Annotated in this window: 13 protein-coding genes; 12 read left to right on the forward strand and 1 reads right to left on the reverse strand. The window is 55.4% G+C overall.

The annotated features are described in order from the left end of the window. Nucleotides 1-185 precede the first annotated feature (185 nt). Nucleotides 186-1,829, forward strand: a complete 1,644-nt coding sequence (locus Poly51_RS19805) for an SPFH domain-containing protein (RefSeq protein ID WP_146459516.1) — start codon at nucleotides 186-188, stop codon at nucleotides 1,827-1,829. Then, entirely contained in the window at nucleotides 1,826-3,412 is a 1,587-nt protein-coding gene (locus Poly51_RS19810) for an SPFH domain-containing protein (protein ID WP_146459517.1), read from the forward strand. The genes Poly51_RS19805 and Poly51_RS19810 overlap by 4 nt, the downstream gene beginning before the upstream one ends. Before the next feature lie 91 nt (nucleotides 3,413-3,503). Here the strand turns inward: Poly51_RS19810 and Poly51_RS19815 are convergent, their stop codons facing one another. Beyond that, a complete protein-coding gene (locus tag Poly51_RS19815) occupies nucleotides 3,504-5,177 on the reverse strand; it encodes an alginate export family protein (protein ID WP_246114626.1) in 1,674 nt (557 codons plus the stop codon). A 598-nt stretch (nucleotides 5,178-5,775) separates the two neighbouring features. Between Poly51_RS19815 and Poly51_RS19820 the strand changes: the two genes are divergently transcribed. From Poly51_RS19820 to Poly51_RS19865, 10 genes are all read left to right on the forward strand, one after another. Next, nucleotides 5,776-7,815, forward strand: a complete 2,040-nt coding sequence (locus Poly51_RS19820; protein WP_246114627.1) for an FAD-dependent oxidoreductase — start codon at nucleotides 5,776-5,778, stop codon at nucleotides 7,813-7,815. Between the two features lies 1 nt (nucleotide 7,816). After that, nucleotides 7,817-9,205 carry a cytochrome c3 family protein gene (locus Poly51_RS19825; RefSeq protein ID WP_146459518.1) on the forward strand — a complete coding sequence of 463 codons (1,389 nt, stop codon included), beginning with the start codon at nucleotides 7,817-7,819 and terminating at the stop codon, nucleotides 9,203-9,205. 68 nt (nucleotides 9,206-9,273) lie between these two features. Further along, nucleotides 9,274-9,936: a Tll0287-like domain-containing protein gene (locus Poly51_RS19830; RefSeq protein WP_146459519.1), complete on the forward strand. Its 663-nt coding sequence runs from the start codon at nucleotides 9,274-9,276 to the stop codon at nucleotides 9,934-9,936. Nucleotides 9,937-9,988: 52 nt separating this feature from the next. Next, nucleotides 9,989-10,411, forward strand: a complete 423-nt coding sequence (locus Poly51_RS19835) for a globin family protein (RefSeq protein ID WP_146459520.1) — start codon at nucleotides 9,989-9,991, stop codon at nucleotides 10,409-10,411. Nucleotides 10,412-10,705: 294 nt separating this feature from the next. Further along, on the forward strand, nucleotides 10,706-12,226 hold the full coding sequence (locus Poly51_RS19840; protein WP_146459521.1) for a CmpA/NrtA family ABC transporter substrate-binding protein: 1,521 nt from the start codon (nucleotides 10,706-10,708) through the stop codon (nucleotides 12,224-12,226). Between the two features lie 190 nt (nucleotides 12,227-12,416). Beyond that, nucleotides 12,417-13,532: an ABC transporter permease gene (locus Poly51_RS19845; RefSeq protein ID WP_146459522.1), complete on the forward strand. Its 1,116-nt coding sequence runs from the start codon at nucleotides 12,417-12,419 to the stop codon at nucleotides 13,530-13,532. A gap of 110 nt (nucleotides 13,533-13,642) precedes the next feature. Continuing rightward, entirely contained in the window at nucleotides 13,643-14,596 is a 954-nt protein-coding gene (locus Poly51_RS19850; RefSeq protein ID WP_146459523.1) for an ABC transporter ATP-binding protein, read from the forward strand. 12 nt (nucleotides 14,597-14,608) lie between these two features. After that, on the forward strand, nucleotides 14,609-15,445 hold the full coding sequence (locus Poly51_RS19855) for an ABC transporter ATP-binding protein (protein ID WP_146459524.1): 837 nt from the start codon (nucleotides 14,609-14,611) through the stop codon (nucleotides 15,443-15,445). Next, nucleotides 15,442-16,299, forward strand: a complete 858-nt coding sequence (locus Poly51_RS19860; protein ID WP_146459525.1) for a GAF domain-containing protein — start codon at nucleotides 15,442-15,444, stop codon at nucleotides 16,297-16,299. Before Poly51_RS19855 ends, Poly51_RS19860 begins: the two co-directional genes overlap by 4 nt. A gap of 25 nt (nucleotides 16,300-16,324) precedes the next feature. Continuing rightward, nucleotides 16,325-18,025: a DmsC/YnfH family molybdoenzyme membrane anchor subunit gene (locus Poly51_RS19865; protein ID WP_146459526.1), complete on the forward strand. Its 1,701-nt coding sequence runs from the start codon at nucleotides 16,325-16,327 to the stop codon at nucleotides 18,023-18,025. Nucleotides 18,026-18,066 lie beyond the last annotated feature (41 nt).

Genomic DNA, 18,066 nt, shown 5'->3' on the forward strand with positions numbered 1-18,066 from the left:
ATTCCGGGGCAAATATGACGTGGGTCTCGACCGTTACGCACCATTTCTGCCCCATCGGGCGATTCGATTCGTTGATCGCGACGAGCATTTTTCATGTTTTGCGCGCCACCGGGTGCTAGGTTTGGGTGCCCAAACGAGTGGGGCATCACTCAAACCGTTCCTTTCTTGCGTATGAAAGCGATCAAATGTCGTCAGATTTCGAGAATTTCAACCAGGCCGACGCCATCCGGCGATTGAAGCAGGCCAGCCGCTTCGGGGCGGTCGCTTTGGTCGGGATCGGCGGATTGATCGGATTAGCCGTGTGGGTCTTTCTGTTCTGCCAGATCGAAGTGCCCAGCGGAAAGATCGCGGTGCTGACCAAGAAGACCGGCCAAGAAATCTCCAACGAGATGGAAATCGTGCCCGAGAGCATGTCGGGACAATACAAAGGCATCGAAGAAAAGGTGCTGACCGAGGGACGCTATTTCTATAACCCTTGGAAGTGGGATTGGGATGTCGTCAGCCAAGTCGAAGTGCCCGAGAACCGATTGGGCGTTCGGATTCGCTTGTACGGTGACGACCTCGGATACGGCAACCTGATTGCTGAAAAGCAAAGCGAGAAAGGCATCTTCGGTGAAGTACTTCGCCCCGGACGTTATCCCCTCAATGCGATTGTCTACGAAGCCAATACCGAACCGCAGCCGACGCGAAACAACTTCATCGAATTGGTCGAGTTGCATCAGCCGGTCGTCATCCCTGCCGGTTTCATCGGCGTCGTGACGCTGTTGTCGGGACCGCCGGCCGATGACCCGAATAAGTTGATCGTTGAAACGGGCAAGCGAGGCGTTCAAAAAGAAACGCTCGATCCGGGTGTCTACTACATCAACCCCTACGTTCAACGCGTCAACTTGGTTGACTGCCGCAGCCAGCGATTCAACCTTTCGACGGGCGGTGAAATGGGTTTCCCCAGCCGTGACGGGTTCTGGGTCAAATTGGATGGACGGATCGAGTTTCGCGTCGATCCGGCGCGTGCCGCCGAAGTGTTTGTGACCTACAACGACGGATTCAATGACCGTGGTAATGACGCCGTCGTCGAAGAAGAAATCATCCAAAAAATCATTCTGCCGAACGCGCGTTCGTTCTGTCGGCTACGCGGCAGCGATAATTCCGGACGCGACTTCATCCTGGGTGAAAAGCGATTGGAGTTTCAACAAGACTTCCAAAACACTTTGGAAGTTCTGTGCGAACACCAAGGCATCGAGATCATCCAAGCGTTGATCACGCGAATCTCACCACCTCAACAAATCGCCCTACCCGTTCGCCAACGACAAATCGCTGTTCAAGAAGCCGAACAGTATGTCAAGCAAATCGAACAGCAACTCAGTGAACAGAATCTAAAAGTTGAACAAGAACTGGTCAAACAGAAACAAGTCCTGATTGCCGTCGAACAAGAGGTGGTCAAGTTGACCGTCGAAGCTCAACGTCAACAGGAAGTCGCGGTCATCGGCGCCGAACAACGCAAGAAAGTCGCCGAAGTCGAATTGGCAGCCGCCAAGGACCAAGCTCTGGCGATCACCGCCAAGGGGAAAGCCGCCGCGGAAGTCATCAACTTCGAAAACGAAGCCGAAGCGGCGGGATGGAAGAAGTCCGTCGAAGCGTACGGCGATAGTGGCGACGAATTTGCTCGCTGGGTGATGCTGAAAAAGATGGCGCCAAGCTACCGCCAACTGATGATCAACACCGCCGACAGCCCGCTGATGGACATCTTCAGCCAATACAACGTCGCCGCTGAGAAACCAGACGCAAGCGACGCACAAAACAACAACCAAATTTCGGGAGACAAAGAATGAGTTTAAAACGACACAAATCGCTCGCCGGAATGTTGTTCAGTTTCGTTTGGGTACTGGGACTGCTTTACATCGGATTCCTGTGGTTCATGTGCCGCGTCTATGTGCCTGATGGTCATAGCTTGCTGTTGCGATACAAGGGTCCCCTCGTGTTCCATACCGCTGGTGAACCCGAACCCGGCCGACTCGCCCGCGAAGGCGAAATCGGCGTCCTCGAAGAGATGCGTGGGCCGGGCCGTCACTTTTACAACCCGATCTATTGGGAACGCACGATCGTGCCAGATCAAATCGTGTACCCCGGCCAGATCGCCGTCGTGACTAGCAAGGTAGGCACGCCGTTGCCGCCGGGTGAGTTCTTGGTGGATGGCGACTTGGACGGCGACAACCGCGCTAACCAAAAAGGCATTCTGCGAAAGGTATTCGGACCGGGTCGCTATCGTGCGAACCCTTACGCGTTCGAATTCAAAATTGTCGGTCGCGAAGTGATCAATGTTGGCAACCAAGAAAAGACGAGCGGTTGGGTCGAGATTCCAACGGGATACGTCGGTGTCGTGACGATGCAAACCGACAACACCGCGCTCGGTGTGAAAGCTGGCATCCAGGACAAGGTCATGCAGCCTGGTCTGTACCCCGTCAATCCGAAAGAACAACAGATCGACGTTATCAATGTCGGCTATCGCGAAACCAGCATCCAGGTAGCCGAGCAAACCGATAAAACCGGAAAGCCAATGTACGACGAGCAGGGCGAACCACTGGCCGTTGCCGGCACAGGGATCAACTTTCCCAGCAACGACGGCTTCGACATCCAACTGGACTTTTCGACGATCTGGGGTGTGATGCCCGATCACGCGGCGGAAATTGTCCGAACGTTCGGCAACATTGATGCTGTCCAAGAGAAAGTGATCGAACCGCAAAGCGAAAGCATTTGTCGCAACAACGGGTCCAAGATGGGCGCAGTCGAGTTGCTGATCGGTGAATCACGCGAAGAGTTTCAAACATCGGTCAGCGACGAATTCAAATCGGTGTTGGCCAGTAAGAACATCTCGCTGCTTTACGGTCTTGTCCGCCACATCTATATCCCCAAAGAAGTTCGAGAGCCGATTCAAAAGGGCTACGTCGCCGATGAACTGCGTTTGACGCGCGACGAAGAAACGAAAACCGCACGCATCGAAGCCAAGCTGCGTGAAGCCGAAAGCAAGGTTTTGCTGGAAGCCGAACGGACTCGCGTCGATACCGACCGGATGCGCGCTGGTGTGGCGGCCGAGGGCGAGAAGAAGGCCAAAGAAATCGAGGCATCCACCACACAACTGATTGCCGCGATCGATCGCGAAACGGCCGAACTGGATGCGCAAAAAACGGTCATGCTCGGTCGCGCCGAATCATCGTCCAAGCAGATTGCGGCCGAGGCGACGGCTGACAAATTCCGCTTGGCGGTGGAAGCCTTCGGTTCACCCGCCGCATTCAACAAGTGGGAGTTCGCCGAGCAATTGCCCAGCGACCTAGAACTAAAACTGTTCTACGCCGGCGAAGGAACCCTGTGGACGGACCTGAACAACATCCAGCCCACGTTGCCGCTGAAGAAGTAGTTCGGAACGCAAGAGTTGCAAAAAACAAACGCCGCGTGGATTGCTCCACGCGGCGTTTCGTCTTTCTCAACTCTCGATCGTCGTCGACGATTTAGAATTGCGTTTGATACTGGAAGTAGAAGAAGTCAGCGTCGTCGCTGCTTGCTACGCCCGGTGTCGTGTCAAAGTAGTCGCCCGCATTGAAGTGCGAGTAACCGACCAAAACGTTGTTGCGAGCGTTCAAGTTGACGTTAACGAGAACGTCGATTTCTTGCCCCAGTTCGCGATCTACTGCTGCGTTGCCCGCGTTGTATGGCGTCATGACAACGCTGTACGGCGTCGTGGCTTGGTCCAAGAAGAAGTGGTGATACCACAGCAACAGCGAAACCTTCTTGCTGAACAACGGTGTGATGAACTGGGCGTTGATGTCGTGCAAGTTGCGACGACCGAACAAGTCCATGAAACCGTTGTACTTGTGTGCAAGGGGGAACAAGTGATCGAAGCTATCGTCACCACGCGCGGCTGGAACGTCGTCGCCGCCCGATGCGTAGTCATACCAGAACCAAACGGTTGGCTTCCAATCGCCCAGGTCTAGCTTACGACCCAAACCGCCCGTGATGAACTCGGCGCTGTGGTCGCCGAATCCGGGACTGTTCGAACCGAACTGAACACCGCCTTCGAACTCGTATAGCAATCCGCCATCGGTATCACCAGCGACTCGTGTACCGATCGTGTGATAGCTGAAATCAGCTTGATCGTCGTTGAAGCCTAGGTAGTAGGCGTCAACCGTTCCGATGTCTAATCCCTTGCGGGTTCCATAGACGCCGTAGAACTGTTGATCTTCGTTGGCATCATCAATCTTGTCTTCGGTCGCTGCGTTTCGGTTGACCGGGTTGGTCCAGAATCCGTCGACGTCCCAATTTTCGCCAGTGTAAGTTCCGCGAACACCTTGGAAGGTGCGACGAGTGTTGGCCCAATCCAGAGGCGAAACCAAGCGTTGGTTCCCTAACAACAATTCTTGGCGACCTACGCGAAGCGTCAAGTCGTCCGTCAACTTGGTGTCCAAGAACAAGTTTTGAATCTCGCCACGATTCTCTTCGATCGGACGATTGTTAAAGAACTCTCCGCCCGAATCGGCATACAGGTATTCGCCGTACAGTCGGAAGTATTCGTTGACGCGATAGTTCGCGAAGAAACGCAACCGAGTCAGCCAGAAATCGTCATCGCGTCCGGTCAAGCCGAGGCCGCGCATGTTGTTCTCATTGTGGTAACGCACACGAGCTTCACCGCCGAGATCCAGCTTGCCGTTGGCCAAACCCTTTAACGAATCGCCGAGCATCGGCTTGCCGTCATAGCAAGGGTCGTTCAGGTAGCTAAAATCGTTTGCGAAGAACAAACCCTTGTAGGCACCCTTCATCTTCTCTGTCGCGGCTTCTGTTTTTTCTTTGGTGCAGCACGGTGTGTTGCAACAGTTACAGGGAGCCACATCCATCAAGACAGGTTGCGAATAGGTTTCGGCTGACATCGCGACGGGCGCGGGCGCCGGCACCGTGTCGGAGGTTTCCGCAACGGGATCTTCGATGGCAACCGGCTCGGGAATCACCACCGAATCGGCACCGTCTTGCAACAGTGAGTACACGGTAACTTGTTGAACCAAGTCACCCAACGACAAGTCCGTGACTCCGGGAGCCGCAGGCGAGTCCGCAAAAGCGGCTTGGCCGGTCATCAGGCTGCCCAGCAGAAATCCTGCGAGTGCGCGCCGGCGGGAAAGGTTGAGATTTTGCATAAGAACGAGGTTCCTTCCTCGACAAATTTGATTGTGTGCAAACAGACGAACGAAACTGGAACAATGGATCGAAGCCGAGTCGTTGGGATCCGCCTGAATCAACAACCTTTTGCCAACCGATCCATGGCGGCAAACGAAACACCCACCAACTCCGGCGTGCTGGTGTGCGTCTTGAATCAGGTATCGGCCGGAGAAAATTAGAATCATGACCTCGTTTCGACTGCCTCCCTATCCAGAAGAACTGTGTTGAATCACGCAATCGCGCAACTCGAAGTGCCCGACACTGTTGCAATCACTGCATCGGATACGTGCAGGGATGGCCATCAGCCACGTTCGACGTCGGCGACTTAGCCGCATCATTGGCACCTTTCGCGAAGGTACGCAAAGTTAACGGTGCCGAATGCGACGTAGCACGCGTGGCAGCGTGTTTCACGCGTTTACGGCACGTCCGTTGCGTACGATGGATCTCATCGGCATCGATGATGCACCGGGCAACCGGTACGTCGTTGCGCCGGTTCGCTAGGCGGAGCGATCCTTAAAAAAATTCTGACGAGGCTGTATCAGCCACGTCGCTCGATCGCAAAAGGGAACTTCGCACTTGTCGATAGCGACCGCCAACAACACATCATCGCCGAACCTGGCCGAGATCAAGTCACGCGTACGAACGAGACTGCTGATCGTTGGCGGGGGGATGGCTGCACACCAATTCTGTCGACAATTGGTGTCGAGCGGTTCGATCAAGAAGTTCGACGTCACCATCTTTGGTGGCGAATCGAGACTGGCCTACGATCGCGTCAATTTATCTCGCATGTTCGAAGGCAAGGGCGAAAGCGATCTCTTATTGGCTCGCCACGATTGGTACGACGAGAACGCGATTGAATTCAAAACGAACTGTGTTATTTCGCAACTCGATCGACCCAATCACGAAATTGTTGACGAAAAGGGCAACCGTTTTGGTTACGACAAGCTGGTGCTAGCGACCGGATCACGTGCGTTTGTACCGCCGGTCCCGGGAAGCGATTCGGAGGGCGTGTTTGTCTACCGAACGATGGATGACTTGGAGAGAATCCAACATCACGTTGTCCAGCGAAGTGCCACCGTGGGTGCCGTCATCGGCGGTGGATTGCTAGGACTCGAAGCCGCCAAAATTTTGAAAGATCTCGGGCTGCGGACGTCCGTGATCGAAATGGCACCGGGGCTGATGCCCCGCCAACTTGATCGCGATGGTGCTGCGAGACTGAAACAGCATGTCGAATCAATGGGCGTCGACGTTCATTTGGTTCGCCGAACGCAATCGATCGAGCCGGACGGATCCGGAGGGCTCTCGATTCGGTTTGGCAATGCCGATCCGATCGATGTTGACGTGTTGATCATCGCCGCGGGTGTGAGACCGAACGATTCCCTCGCTCGCGGTTCCGGTTTGGCTTTGGGACCGCGAGGCGGAATCGCCGTCGATGCCTGTTTGCAGTCGAGTGACCCCAACGTGTTTGCGATCGGTGAATGCTGTAGTTTTCGCGATCACATCTATGGCTTGGTTGCGCCGTGCTATCGAATGGCTGATGTGCTGGCGAATCGCTTGAGCGGCAACGACGTTGTGTTCCGAGGTGCAGATGAATCCGCCGAATTGAAACTGCTTGGCGTCCAAGTCGTCACGCTCGGCCGCGCGATTGGCGAATCCACCGAGGGTATCGTTTTAGCTCACCGCGACGAGCATTCGTACCGGAAACTGATCCTGGAACGGGGCAAGCTGGTGGGAGCCGCATGCGTCGGTCCCTGGGATACCGTGCCACAGATTCGCCATGCCATCACGAAACAAAAAATGATCTGGCCGCTGCAGCGGACGCGTTTTTTGCGAACGGGTTCACCCTGGGCACCCGGCGATTCGTTGCCCGTTTTCCAATGGCCGGCCGATACAATCGTGTGCAGCTGCATGGGAATCACTCGAGGCCAAATCAGCCAAGCGATCGCGGACGGTGCAGTGAGCGAAGAAGAAATTGCTCACGTCACAAGTGCGTCAACCGCCTGTGGAAGTTGCCGTTCGCTCGTGTGCGAAATGGTGGGTGGCGACGCAACGCAGATCCCCGCGCCGGGCTCGACGACGATGTTGTTCGCATCCATCACGGCTGGGGTCTTGGCGATTCTTTACATCACGTTTCCCGCACCGAGTTTCGCGACCAGCGTCACCGACTCATGGCGAAAGATCGACGTTCTTTGGCGGGACGACTTTCCTCGCCAAGTGTCGGGCTACACGACGCTGGGGCTGACATTGATAGGGCTAGTCTTTTCGCTACGAAAGCGAATGCAATGGTTCCAGTTCGGAAGTTACGCGTTTTGGCGATCGGTACATGCGGTTCTGGGCGTTTTGGTGATTGCATGCGTCGCCATTCATACCGGATTGCGGATGGGCGAGAATCTGAACTTCCTGTTGGCTTCCACATTCTTGGGTGTGGCTGCGATCGGATCGCTGGCAGGGATTGCCAGCGGTCTTGAATCGCGTACGAGCGGAACCGCCGCCGTGCTGGTCCGACGGTGGCGGCCTCGACTGACGCGACTGCACACGTGGCTGTTTTGGCCGCTGCCCGCTTTGGTGGTGCTGCATGTCGTTTCCTTCTATTGGTTTTCCGACGGAGGGAAATGAGATGGTGAAAAAATGGTTTGCACGTCCGACGCGACAGTGGTGGTTGTGGTCAGGAATCAATTTGGGGCTGATCGCGTATTTCGGCTATGCGTTCGTCGCACCGCCGTCATCGGTCAAGGCATCGCTTCTGCCGGGCGAAACGACTCATGGCCACTACCAGATCGAACTGGATTGCAATGCTTGTCACTCGCCGACGACGGATTCCGCCGAACACTCCGCTGGCAATGTGATGACCGATGCTTGCAACCGATGCCACGCCGATCAATTGAAACGGGTCAACGACACACACCCGGCGAAGAAGTTTCGTGATCCGACGAACGCCGAATCGTTGAGCATCCTGGACGCACAAGACTGCCTGACGTGCCACCGCGAACACGTCCCCGAGCAGACCGCATCCATGGGATTAACGTTACCGACGGACTACTGCTGGCATTGCCATGACGACGTCGGCGAGAGTCGTCCGTCCCACGCCGAAATGAAATTCGATTCCTGTGCGACGGCCGGCTGCCACAACTACCACGACAATCTCGCGTTGTACGAAAAGTTTCTTGACGATCACTATGGCGAACCGGACCACCTGATCACGGCGGTCGTTCCCGCACGCGACTTTGCTTCGCAGTGGCGCGGAGGCCACACTCACGTCGGCCCGCTGGGGATCGAAGACTCCGATGGCCCGAACAGAGCATCTTCGGATCCGACAATCCTTACCGACTGGTTCGAAACGGCGCACGCGGTCGCGGGTATCAACTGCAGCGGATGCCACGAGTCTCGCGACGCTGCCGGTGCGAACACCTGGAACGACACAGTCGAAATGTCCGTTTGCGAAACGTGTCACAAGCCACAAACCGACTCTTTCCAAACCGGAAAGCACGGGATGCGTTTGGCCATGGGGATGTCGCCGATGCAACCTTCGTTGGCGCGGTTGTCGATGCACGCCGGCGCCTCGCACCAGAACCTGAACTGCAATGCCTGCCATGCCGGGCATCGCTTTGACACGCAATATGCCGCGGTAGACGCCTGTCAGCAATGCCACGCCGATTCGCACACGCTGGCCTATGCGAATTCTTCGCATGCTCAACTTTGGCGAGCCGAGATGGCCGGTGAACTTCCAGCCGGCAGCGGTGTGTCGTGCGCCACTTGTCACATGCCACGCATCGCCGGCGATGACGGAATTTGGGTCAACCATGATCAAAACGCCGTGCTGCGTCCAAGTGAAAGCATGGCTCGCGAAGTATGCGGGCATTGCCACGGAATCGAGTACGCACTGAGCGCCCTGGCCGACCCGGATCTAGCGATCTCTTGCTACGACGCACCCCCGCGCGATCGTATCCGATCCCTAGGAATGGCCCATGACTATTTCGAGGCTCGTCGACAAAAGAGCAATCGCTGACGATCCCCCCACTGAAACACAAGCGTTCCATTTCTATGTTCCCTGCCCTACCCCTGGAGTCCTTGACCATGAAGCGAAATGAATTTCACACGACCGTTTCGACCCACAATCGATGCAACCAAGCTAACACTGCACTGGCTACCTTCGCGACAGCGGCGGCCGTCGTCGCCTTGCTGTGCACATCCGGCTGCAGCGACCCCGCCGCCGCCTCCTCATCACCGTCGTCGGTGGGTATCTCGCCACAAAAATTTGCCGACGGCGTTCACGCGGTGATGATGGCCGACCGTACGGTTTATGCGACGCACGTTGTCACGAACCTAAAGAAACAGTCCTCGCCGGTATCGGCCGACGAGTACTGGCAAGACTCGACCAACGCGATTCCGTTGCCGGCACAAATGTTTCGGATGGGCGCTGAATTGGTCGACGAAAACCCCGAAGCCGGATTCACGTACTCCCTTCGCAGCGAGTGGCCGCTGAACGAGCAACACAAAGCGAAAAGTGAGTTCGAGACCGAAGCGTTAAAGTACATCGCGGCAAACCCCGGCGAGAACTACTACGGCGAAGAAGAACTCGGTGGCACCAAGTACTTCGTCGCCGTGTATCCCGATCGCGCGGTCGCCGAGGCTTGCTGGTCCTGCCACAACGAACATCCCGATCGCGGCGCCGACTACCCCGAGTTTGGCAAAGACGATGTCATGGGTGGCGTTCTCGTCCGCGTGCCAATGCCGTAGGCGCGAGACTGACTCTGGAAAATTTACGTTTCTCTTCTTGGAATACACCACCATGACACCTGATCAAATTACCCTCGTGCAAGACTCGTGGGCTCAAGTAAAACCCGTCTCCGAACAAGTCGCCGAGCTTTTTTACGGCCGACTTTTTGAACTGGACCCGTCTCTTAAATCACTCTTCAAAGGTGACATGACGGAACAGGGCAAGAAGTTGATGGCAACGCTAAACCTTGCCGTTACATCACTCACGAAATTGGAAACCATCCTACCAGCGGTCAAGGATCTGGGGCGTCGCCATGTCCAATACGGCGTCCCCGACTCAAGCTACGCAACCGTCGGTGAAGCACTGCTGTGGACGTTGGACAAAGGACTCGGCGAAGCATTCACCGAGGACGTCAAAGCAGCCTGGACCGAAACCTACGTGACGCTAAGCAACGTGATGCTGAACGCTGCGAACGAAGGCCGGGCCGCGGGCTAGCCCGCCTTCCAAATTTCTGCACAAGACGGTGCTGATTTCTAAGGCAGCCGCGAAAACGCCTGCCATCAGACTAGGCAGGGACGTCCCCGCCGCTGGGGGAACCAAAGGTTTGTTTCCGAAACGCGTCCCGGCCGCTCGGCGCGAATCGGCACCATTGGGCGAAACATTGCAGTCGCCAGTTTCGCGTTAGGAGACATTCTTCGGCGTGAAACTTTTTTGGCGTGACGGTTGCTCCCTCCAGAAAAACCAGAGCGTTCAATCTGTGCCACTCTCCCCCTGAACTTTGGATCGCAAATGTTTTTCCGCGGACACCGACTGCTTCATGCCCAACTTTTGTGCCTTGCGACACTGACCCTATTTGCCGGTTGCAGCAGCAACGAAATCACGCTCGATGACTTGGAAGCAGCTGCGGCTAAGTTGGACAAGGCGAACGAAGAGAATGCTGCCGCCGGTGGCGAGGAGATTCCATCACCGACCGGTGAAGTAGCCAAGACCGACACAGCAGTGCGAGAGATGCTGAACGTCGAAAAGCCAAACTTGAAGTTTGGGTTCATCAAGCTGACCGACTGTGCCCCCTTGGTGATCGCGAAAGAAAAAGGGTTCTTCGAAGATGAAGGTCTGAGTGTCGAAATCGAGGCGCAATCGAACTGGAAAATCCTTCTCGACCGAGTCATCGACGGCCAATTGGACGGTGCCCACATGTTGGCCGGCCAACCCATCGGAGCGACCATCGGTATCGGTACGGAGTCGCCGATCATTACCGCTTACAGCCTCGACTATAACGGCAACGGCATCACGGTCAGTAACGAAATTTGGGGCAAGATGCAGGAGAATGACCCAGAGCTGAAGAAACCACAGCCAAAGCATCCCATCTCCGCGGCTTCGTTGAAGCCGATCGTTGATGACTACAAACGCGAGGGCAAAGACTTCAACATGGGAATGGTGTTCCCCGTATCAACCCACAACTACGAAATCCGATACTGGCTTGCAGCATCGGGTATCCATCCCGGCTTCTACAACGAACAAAACATTCAAGGCACCGTCGATGCGGACGTCATCTTGTCGGTGACTCCGCCACCACAAATGCCATCGACTCTTGAGGCCGGAACCATTCTTGGTTACTGCGTCGGCGAACCCTGGAATCAAAAGGCCGTCGTCGACGGCATTGGTGTCCCGGTCACGACGAACTATGACATTTGGAAGAACAACCCCGAGAAGGTATTCGGAGTTGCCGATCAGTGGAACGAAAAGTATCCCAACACGCACATCGCGGTCGTCAAAGCCTTGATTCGTGCCGGCAAATGGCTGGACGAAAAAGACGGAACTGGAAAGTTGATCAACCGCGAAGAAGCTTGCCAGATCTTAAGTAAAAAAGACTACGTCGGAGCCGACGTGGACGTGATTGACAATTCGATGACCGGCACATTCGTTTTTCAAAAGACGGACGTTCGGCCGATGCCTGAATTCAATGTCTTCTTCGACAATCAAGCAAGCTTTCCGCACTACAGCGATTGTGTTTGGTTCTTGACCCAGATGCGCCGTTGGGGCCAGATCACCGAATCCAAGCCGGCCAGCTGGTATGCAGAGACGGCTAAGAAAATCTACAAGCCGGAAATCTACCGAACGGCTTCGGCCATGTTGATCGCCGAAGGCAAAGTGTCGAAGGATGAATTTCCTTCCGCCGACTACGACGGGTACCGCCCCGTGACGAATGAGTTCATTGACGGAAATGCGTACGACGGAAGAGATCCCATCGGCTACATCAACAGCTTCACGATCGGAAACAAAGAGGACAGCACGCTGTCAAAACAATAGCTCGAATTCTCTCGCGACATTGTTAGCGAGATGCGGCAGGCGAACGCTAAGGCGACGAACTTTCGTGATCGGTTGACCGCCTCAATCGGTCGCGTTCGTGAAACGGCCATAGTGGTCGGGCGTTGTGGTCCGGTGCCCAACGTCCGACCCGGCCGTGGATTTTTCCGAAACATTAAAAGGTTTGAAATTTATGAATTGGCGTGGCAAAGCTCTTCGTTTTTGTGAAGTTACTGGTATGCCAATGCTGGAACCGTTCGTTCGGCTTGCAGCCGGCGAAGATCCGAAAGAACAACTCGCCGGCATTGCGAAGTATGTGTTGTTACCGTTCGTCGCGGTAATGATCTTCTTGGCGATGTGGTCGGCCGCCGCGAAAACGATTGTCACGGACAGTGGTCAACTTCCTAGTCCCACGGCGACGTGGGAGGCGGGAAAAGAATTGATTGCGATGCATCGCCAACAACGAAGCGATGATGCGGCAAAAAAGCAAGAAAAATTGATGTCCGCCGTTCAGTTCATGGCAGATGGAAAGGCCTTGGAACGGCGTGCGACGACCGCGAACGAAGCAGACAAAGCGACGTTGCTTTCCAACGCTTTGGTATTGAAGAAGAAAGCGGTTCAGGCGGCCAACTACAAACCGACGAGCGCCCCAACGTTTGTCGATCAGATCTACACGAGTCTGAAAACGGTCTTCTTCGGTTTCATCTTGGCAACCGTGATTGCAGTCCCGGTCGGTGTGCTGTGCGGAATGAGCCCTTGGTTCAATGCCGCCATGACGCCGTTCATTCAAATTTTCAAACCCGTGTCACCCTTGGCGTGGTTGCCCCTTGCAGCGGTTGTGATCATTTGGGCCTACCGCAACTCGCAACCAGGTGAAACCTTTTTCGATAAAGCGTTCCTGATATCGGCTGCGACGGTCTCACTCTGTTCACTTTGGCCGACGTTAGTGAACACGACGTTGGGTGTCGCCAGCGTCGACAAAGACTACTTGAATGTTGCGAGAGTCTTGAAGCTTTCATGGTCGCAAAAGCTTTACAAAATCATTCTTCCGGCGAGTTTGCCGCTGATGTTCGCAGGCTTGCGAATCAGCCTCGGCGTCGGATGGATGGTTTTGATCGCCGCCGACATGTTGGCTCAGAACCCCGGTCTCGGAAAATTCGTTTGGGATGAGTTCCAAAACGGATCGTCGCTGACGTACGCACGCATTGCGTTCAGTGTGATCGTGATTGGCGTGATCGGCTTGGTGCTTGACCGAACGATGATCTGCTTGCGAAACCTGGTCAGCTTCGGGAATAGCGCGGCGGCATGATCGATTCCTTACACGGACGTCAGCTTTCAACTTCCTGTCTCCACACAGGTGGATCTGAGCAATTGCCACGGATGGCTTTTTCAAATACTTCGCCCGCTTGAGGACTAAAAATGAGTGTTGCCATCCGACCGAACCCGTCGATTCAGACTCGCGTTCAAGCAAATCCGCCTCAACCGGTTCTACGGATGCAAAGTGTTTGCAAGGGCTACGGTGCGGGCGCGACGCGCAGCGAAGTTTTGACGAACATCAACTTGAATGTTCGTGAGGGAGAGTTTTTGGCGGTTGTCGGTTTCTCGGGAAGCGGCAAGTCAACCTTCATGAAGCTGTTGGCCGGACTCGAATCGGCAGACAGCGGTGTGATCGAAATGGATGGGACGCCCATTGCCGGTCCCGGTCCGGAACGCGGCCTCGTCTTCCAAAACTATTCGCTGCTGCCATGGTTGACGGTTCGCGGAAACATTTCGTTATCGGTCGACAGCGTCTTTCGCCACTGGGGTAAAGGCGAACGCCGAGACCACGTGGAAAAGTTCATCGAGATGGTCGGGCTCGCGCACGCCGCCCATCGTCGACCGCACGAATTGTCGGGTGGGATGCGACAACGCGTATCGCTTGCCCGAACGCTGGCGATGAAACCCAAGATTCTGTTGCTCGACGAACCGTTGTCGGCACTGGACGCGTTGACTCGCTGCGTCCTGCAGGAAGAAATCCTGAAGATTTGGGAAGAGGAGCGGCAAACATGCGTGATGATCACTAACGATGTCGACGAAGCCATCCTGGTCGCCGACCGCATCGTCCCTCTCAATCCTGGCCCCAATGCTTCACTTGGACCGGCCTTCACGGTCGAGCTTGATCGCCCCCGACGCGCAACCGAACTGAACTCGAATCCACACTTCCGCGGCCTGCGAAATGCGGTCACGAACTACCTGGTTGCGGTTCGTCAAAAGAGTCGTGACGACGAAGCCGCTAAGTCCGTGGTGCCGAAAATCGAGTTACCCAATCTGCAACCACGCAGTCTAGCGCTGCCGCGAAAAGCGACCATGAATTCACCCTTAGTAAGCAAATAAAGGCTTGATCGTATGGCGGGATACGTCGAAATGTATCGTCTCGGAAAAACTTACGACACGCCCAATGGGCCTGCCGTAATTGTCGAAGACTTCAATCTCAACATGACCCTGGGTGAATATGTTTGCCTACTCGGGCATTCGGGTTGCGGCAAGTCAACGGTACTGTCGATGGTTGCCGGTTTGAATCCGATCTCTGAAGGCGGCATCGTCGTTGCCAACCACGAAATCGAAGGTCCAGGACCTGATCGAGGTGTTGTTTTTCAGTCGCCTTGCTTGATGCCTTGGATGACCGCGATGGACAACGTGATGCTGGGCGTCAATCAAGTCTATCCGCACGGCACGAAAGCGGAAAAACGCGACATCGCGGCCTATTACTTGACGCTTGTCGGTCTCGGAAGCTCCTTGACGAAACGTGCAAGCGAGTTGAGTCAGGGTATGCAGCAACGCGTCGGAATCGCTCGTGCGTTTGCCTTGAAGCCCAAGATGCTTTTGCTAGACGAACCCTTCGGAATGCTGGATTCGCTCACCCGCATGGAGCTTCAAGAGATTCTTTTGGAGATCCTTTCACGCGACAAAATCACGACTCTGATGATCACCCACGATGTGGACGAAGCTCTGTTCATGAGCGACCGTGTCGTGATGATGACCAACGGTCCGCGGGCAAGCGTCGGAAAGATCTTTGATGTCCCGTTCGACCGCCCACGAGTCCGCGCCGATGTAATCGATCATCCCGACTACTACGACTACCGAGCCGACATGATCGGATTCTTGGAAGAACAAGACCACAAGAAAATGAAAGAGAACGCTGCGAAGCTCGAGGCGGCCAAAGAGTTGCAGGAGCAGTCATGATCGCGCAGACCGACATTTTGACAAAGTCACTGCTAGTCGATCTTCGTACGTTCCAGGTACGTGATGGGCGAATCGTTGACCATGATGACGGTTGCTGTGCGCGGCTGGCATCGAAGTCCATTGCGACTGGCATGGCTGAAGTCCTAGTCGGTATCGATGGTGAAGATGACTTTGGTGGTGCCGTCTCGATTCCGATTTATCGCGGTGGCGAGATTGTTAGCACGGTCGTCATGGCGATCGCGCCCAAGTCGGCCGGCGTTGGCGTTTTCGAAATCTGGGAACCCGTCGAACCGTACGAGGAAGTTCGCTTGCGAGGCGGATACTTTGCCAGTCTCGAACGGTTTTCGAATGTCAGTTCGTATGTGCGGTTCGAAAAAGGAAACGGTCTTCCAGGTCAAGTTTGGTCGCTTGGAAAGGGGATCATTCACGACAACCTTCCCGAGCATCCCGGGTTCCTGCGTGCCGCCGGCGCGTCGGCCGGTTTGTTGCAAACGGCAATCGGAGTCCCCGTGCTTAGCGAGAATCTGATGTCGGCTGTCGTGCTGATCAGTTCTGCCGCGACGCCAATTGCGCGTGGTTACCAAGTCTGGTTGGCTGACGAAGACGGATTCGTATTGGATGCGGCAGCCTATCAAGCCGTTGTGGAAGAAGACCGCTTCGCCATCGGGACGAAAATATCTGCAGAGACACCGTTGATTGCCCTCGCTCGCGATTGTGGCGGAGCCGTGATATCGGGCGCCGATGAAGTCACCGAAATGAGTCGATCGGGTGCCGGCGCCAATCTATTGGGTGGCTTGGCGATTCCGTTTTACAGCGGCGAAAAAATGCAAAGCATCACAGCTCTGCTGTTCTAACTTCTCTCCGTTTTTATTGACAACAATGTCTTCAACACTGCCTATCACCGAGCGACCAAACGACTTGATCGGTCAGTTGCTTTCCGAGCAACAATCGATGTCGGCGGTAGAACGTTTTAGTGCGCGGCATGAAGCAGGTGATTTAGAAACTGAGACGATTCCTGCACAAGCGAGATACTACCGTGACTTGCTTCCGGCCTCGCCTCCGGGACCCGGCCAGCAGTTTGCATTCGAGGTGAACTTAGATACTTGCAGCGGATGCAAAGCTTGTGTGGTTGCATGCCACACCTTGAACGGCTTGGAAGAAGACGAGACATGGCGTCGCGTGGGAACGCTGACCATCGGCGAATCTTCCAGCGATCCGTTGCCGGTGATCCAGCATGTGACGACGGCCTGTCATCACTGCGAAGATCCTGGGTGCTTGAACGGTTGTCCGGTCAAGGCGTACGACAAAGATCCGATCACGGGAATCGTTCGTCACTTGGACGATCAGTGCATCGGTTGCAAGTATTGCACGATGATGTGCCCCTACGAAGTACCTCAGTACAGTGATCGTTTGGGGATTGTTCGCAAATGCGACATGTGCCACCAACGTTTGAGTGCCGGGGAAGCGCCCGCTTGTGTGCAAGCCTGTCCCAACCAAGCGATTGCCATTTCCGTTGTCGATCAGGATACAGCGTTTTCCGCCGAGTCCCGTCTCGCACCCGGCGCTCCGCTGTCGACCATCACCAAACCCTCCACTCGCTACACCACATCGCGAGAACATGCCGTACACGCGGCGATGCCCCAAGATACGGGTATCGACCATGTCGCCGAAAGCCATTGGCCCTTGGCTGTGATGTTGGTTGCGACCCAAGCGTCGGTCGGCGCCATCGCCGTCGAGCGATCGATTGCATTGATCGGATTCACGGGAGGCTTGGGGACGTCGATCGATTTGATGCGTTGGACGACGTTGGTTGCGTTGCTGATCGGTGGAGTGGGGCTGAACGTGGCACCGCTGCATTTGGGAAAACCGCTGCGAGCATGGCGAGTCTTCCTCGGACTGAGAACCAGCTGGCTCAGCCGCGAAGCGATCGTACTTGGAAAATACATGGGACTGTTGTCCGTCGCCGTTGGATTGGCATGGTTGCCCGCCTTCGCGGACTATCTACCCGACGCATTGGTGTCGATGATCCCAGTCTGGGCCGCCGATGTCACCCTGACAATCGCGTTGCTGACGGGGCTGATCGGTTTGTTCAGCAGCGGCATGATCTATGTCGCAACCCGTCGACGGCTGTGGCGAATGGAGCGAACGATGGCTCGCTTCTTTGGCTCGGCTGTGGTTCTAGGTTTTACGACGGTCGCGATCGTTTCTACCGCATTGGATTACCAGGTGATTGCAATCGCAACCGGTGTGCTCGGCGCCGCGTCGATGGCAATCAAGTTGGCTTGGGAGTGCAAGATCCTGCTGGGAAGAACTCCGTCTTCTCTCGGCGATAACGAAGATCATCGCAGCCAGCGGTTGGTCCAACGTGAACTCGGCCAATGGGCATCCCTTCGGTTGACGATGGGTGGTGTTGGCGCAGTTTGTCTGATGCTCGGATCGGTGTCGTCGCCGGCTTCGATGTCGCTGGGGTTGGCTTTGATCGGCACATCCTTGGTGGCTCATTTGGGCGGTGAACTGATGGAACGCTTACTGTATTTTTCAAGTGTGGTGTATGACCGCATGCCGGGGACATTCAGATGACGATCGAAGCGGAATCCAAGTCCACCGAAACTGCGCGTTCG

This window comes from Rubripirellula tenax (assembly GCF_007860125.1).
Lineage (GTDB): Bacteria > Planctomycetota > Planctomycetia > Pirellulales > Pirellulaceae > Rubripirellula > Rubripirellula tenax.

Bases quoted from the DNA above. Each gene is read 5' to 3' on its own strand.
- Poly51_RS19805 (WP_146459516.1), top strand. From the start codon at position 186: ATGTCGTCAGATTTCGAGAATTTCAACCAGGCCGACGCCATCCGGCGA.
- Poly51_RS19840 (WP_146459521.1), top strand. From the start codon at position 10,706: ATGTTTTTCCGCGGACACCGACTGCTTCATGCCCAACTTTTGTGCCTT.
- Poly51_RS19860 (WP_146459525.1), top strand. From the start codon at position 15,442: ATGATCGCGCAGACCGACATTTTGACAAAGTCACTGCTAGTCGATCTT.
- Poly51_RS19825 (WP_146459518.1), top strand. From the start codon at position 7,817: ATGGTGAAAAAATGGTTTGCACGTCCGACGCGACAGTGGTGGTTGTGG.
- Poly51_RS19855 (WP_146459524.1), top strand. From the start codon at position 14,609: ATGGCGGGATACGTCGAAATGTATCGTCTCGGAAAAACTTACGACACG.
- Poly51_RS19865 (WP_146459526.1), top strand. From the start codon at position 16,325: ATGTCTTCAACACTGCCTATCACCGAGCGACCAAACGACTTGATCGGT.
- Poly51_RS19830 (WP_146459519.1), top strand. From the start codon at position 9,274: ATGAAGCGAAATGAATTTCACACGACCGTTTCGACCCACAATCGATGC.
- Poly51_RS19815 (WP_246114626.1), bottom strand. From the start codon at position 5,177: ATGCAAAATCTCAACCTTTCCCGCCGGCGCGCACTCGCAGGATTTCTG.
- Poly51_RS19835 (WP_146459520.1), top strand. From the start codon at position 9,989: ATGACACCTGATCAAATTACCCTCGTGCAAGACTCGTGGGCTCAAGTA.
- Poly51_RS19845 (WP_146459522.1), top strand. From the start codon at position 12,417: ATGAATTGGCGTGGCAAAGCTCTTCGTTTTTGTGAAGTTACTGGTATG.
- Poly51_RS19850 (WP_146459523.1), top strand. From the start codon at position 13,643: ATGAGTGTTGCCATCCGACCGAACCCGTCGATTCAGACTCGCGTTCAA.
- Poly51_RS19810 (WP_146459517.1), top strand. From the start codon at position 1,826: ATGAGTTTAAAACGACACAAATCGCTCGCCGGAATGTTGTTCAGTTTC.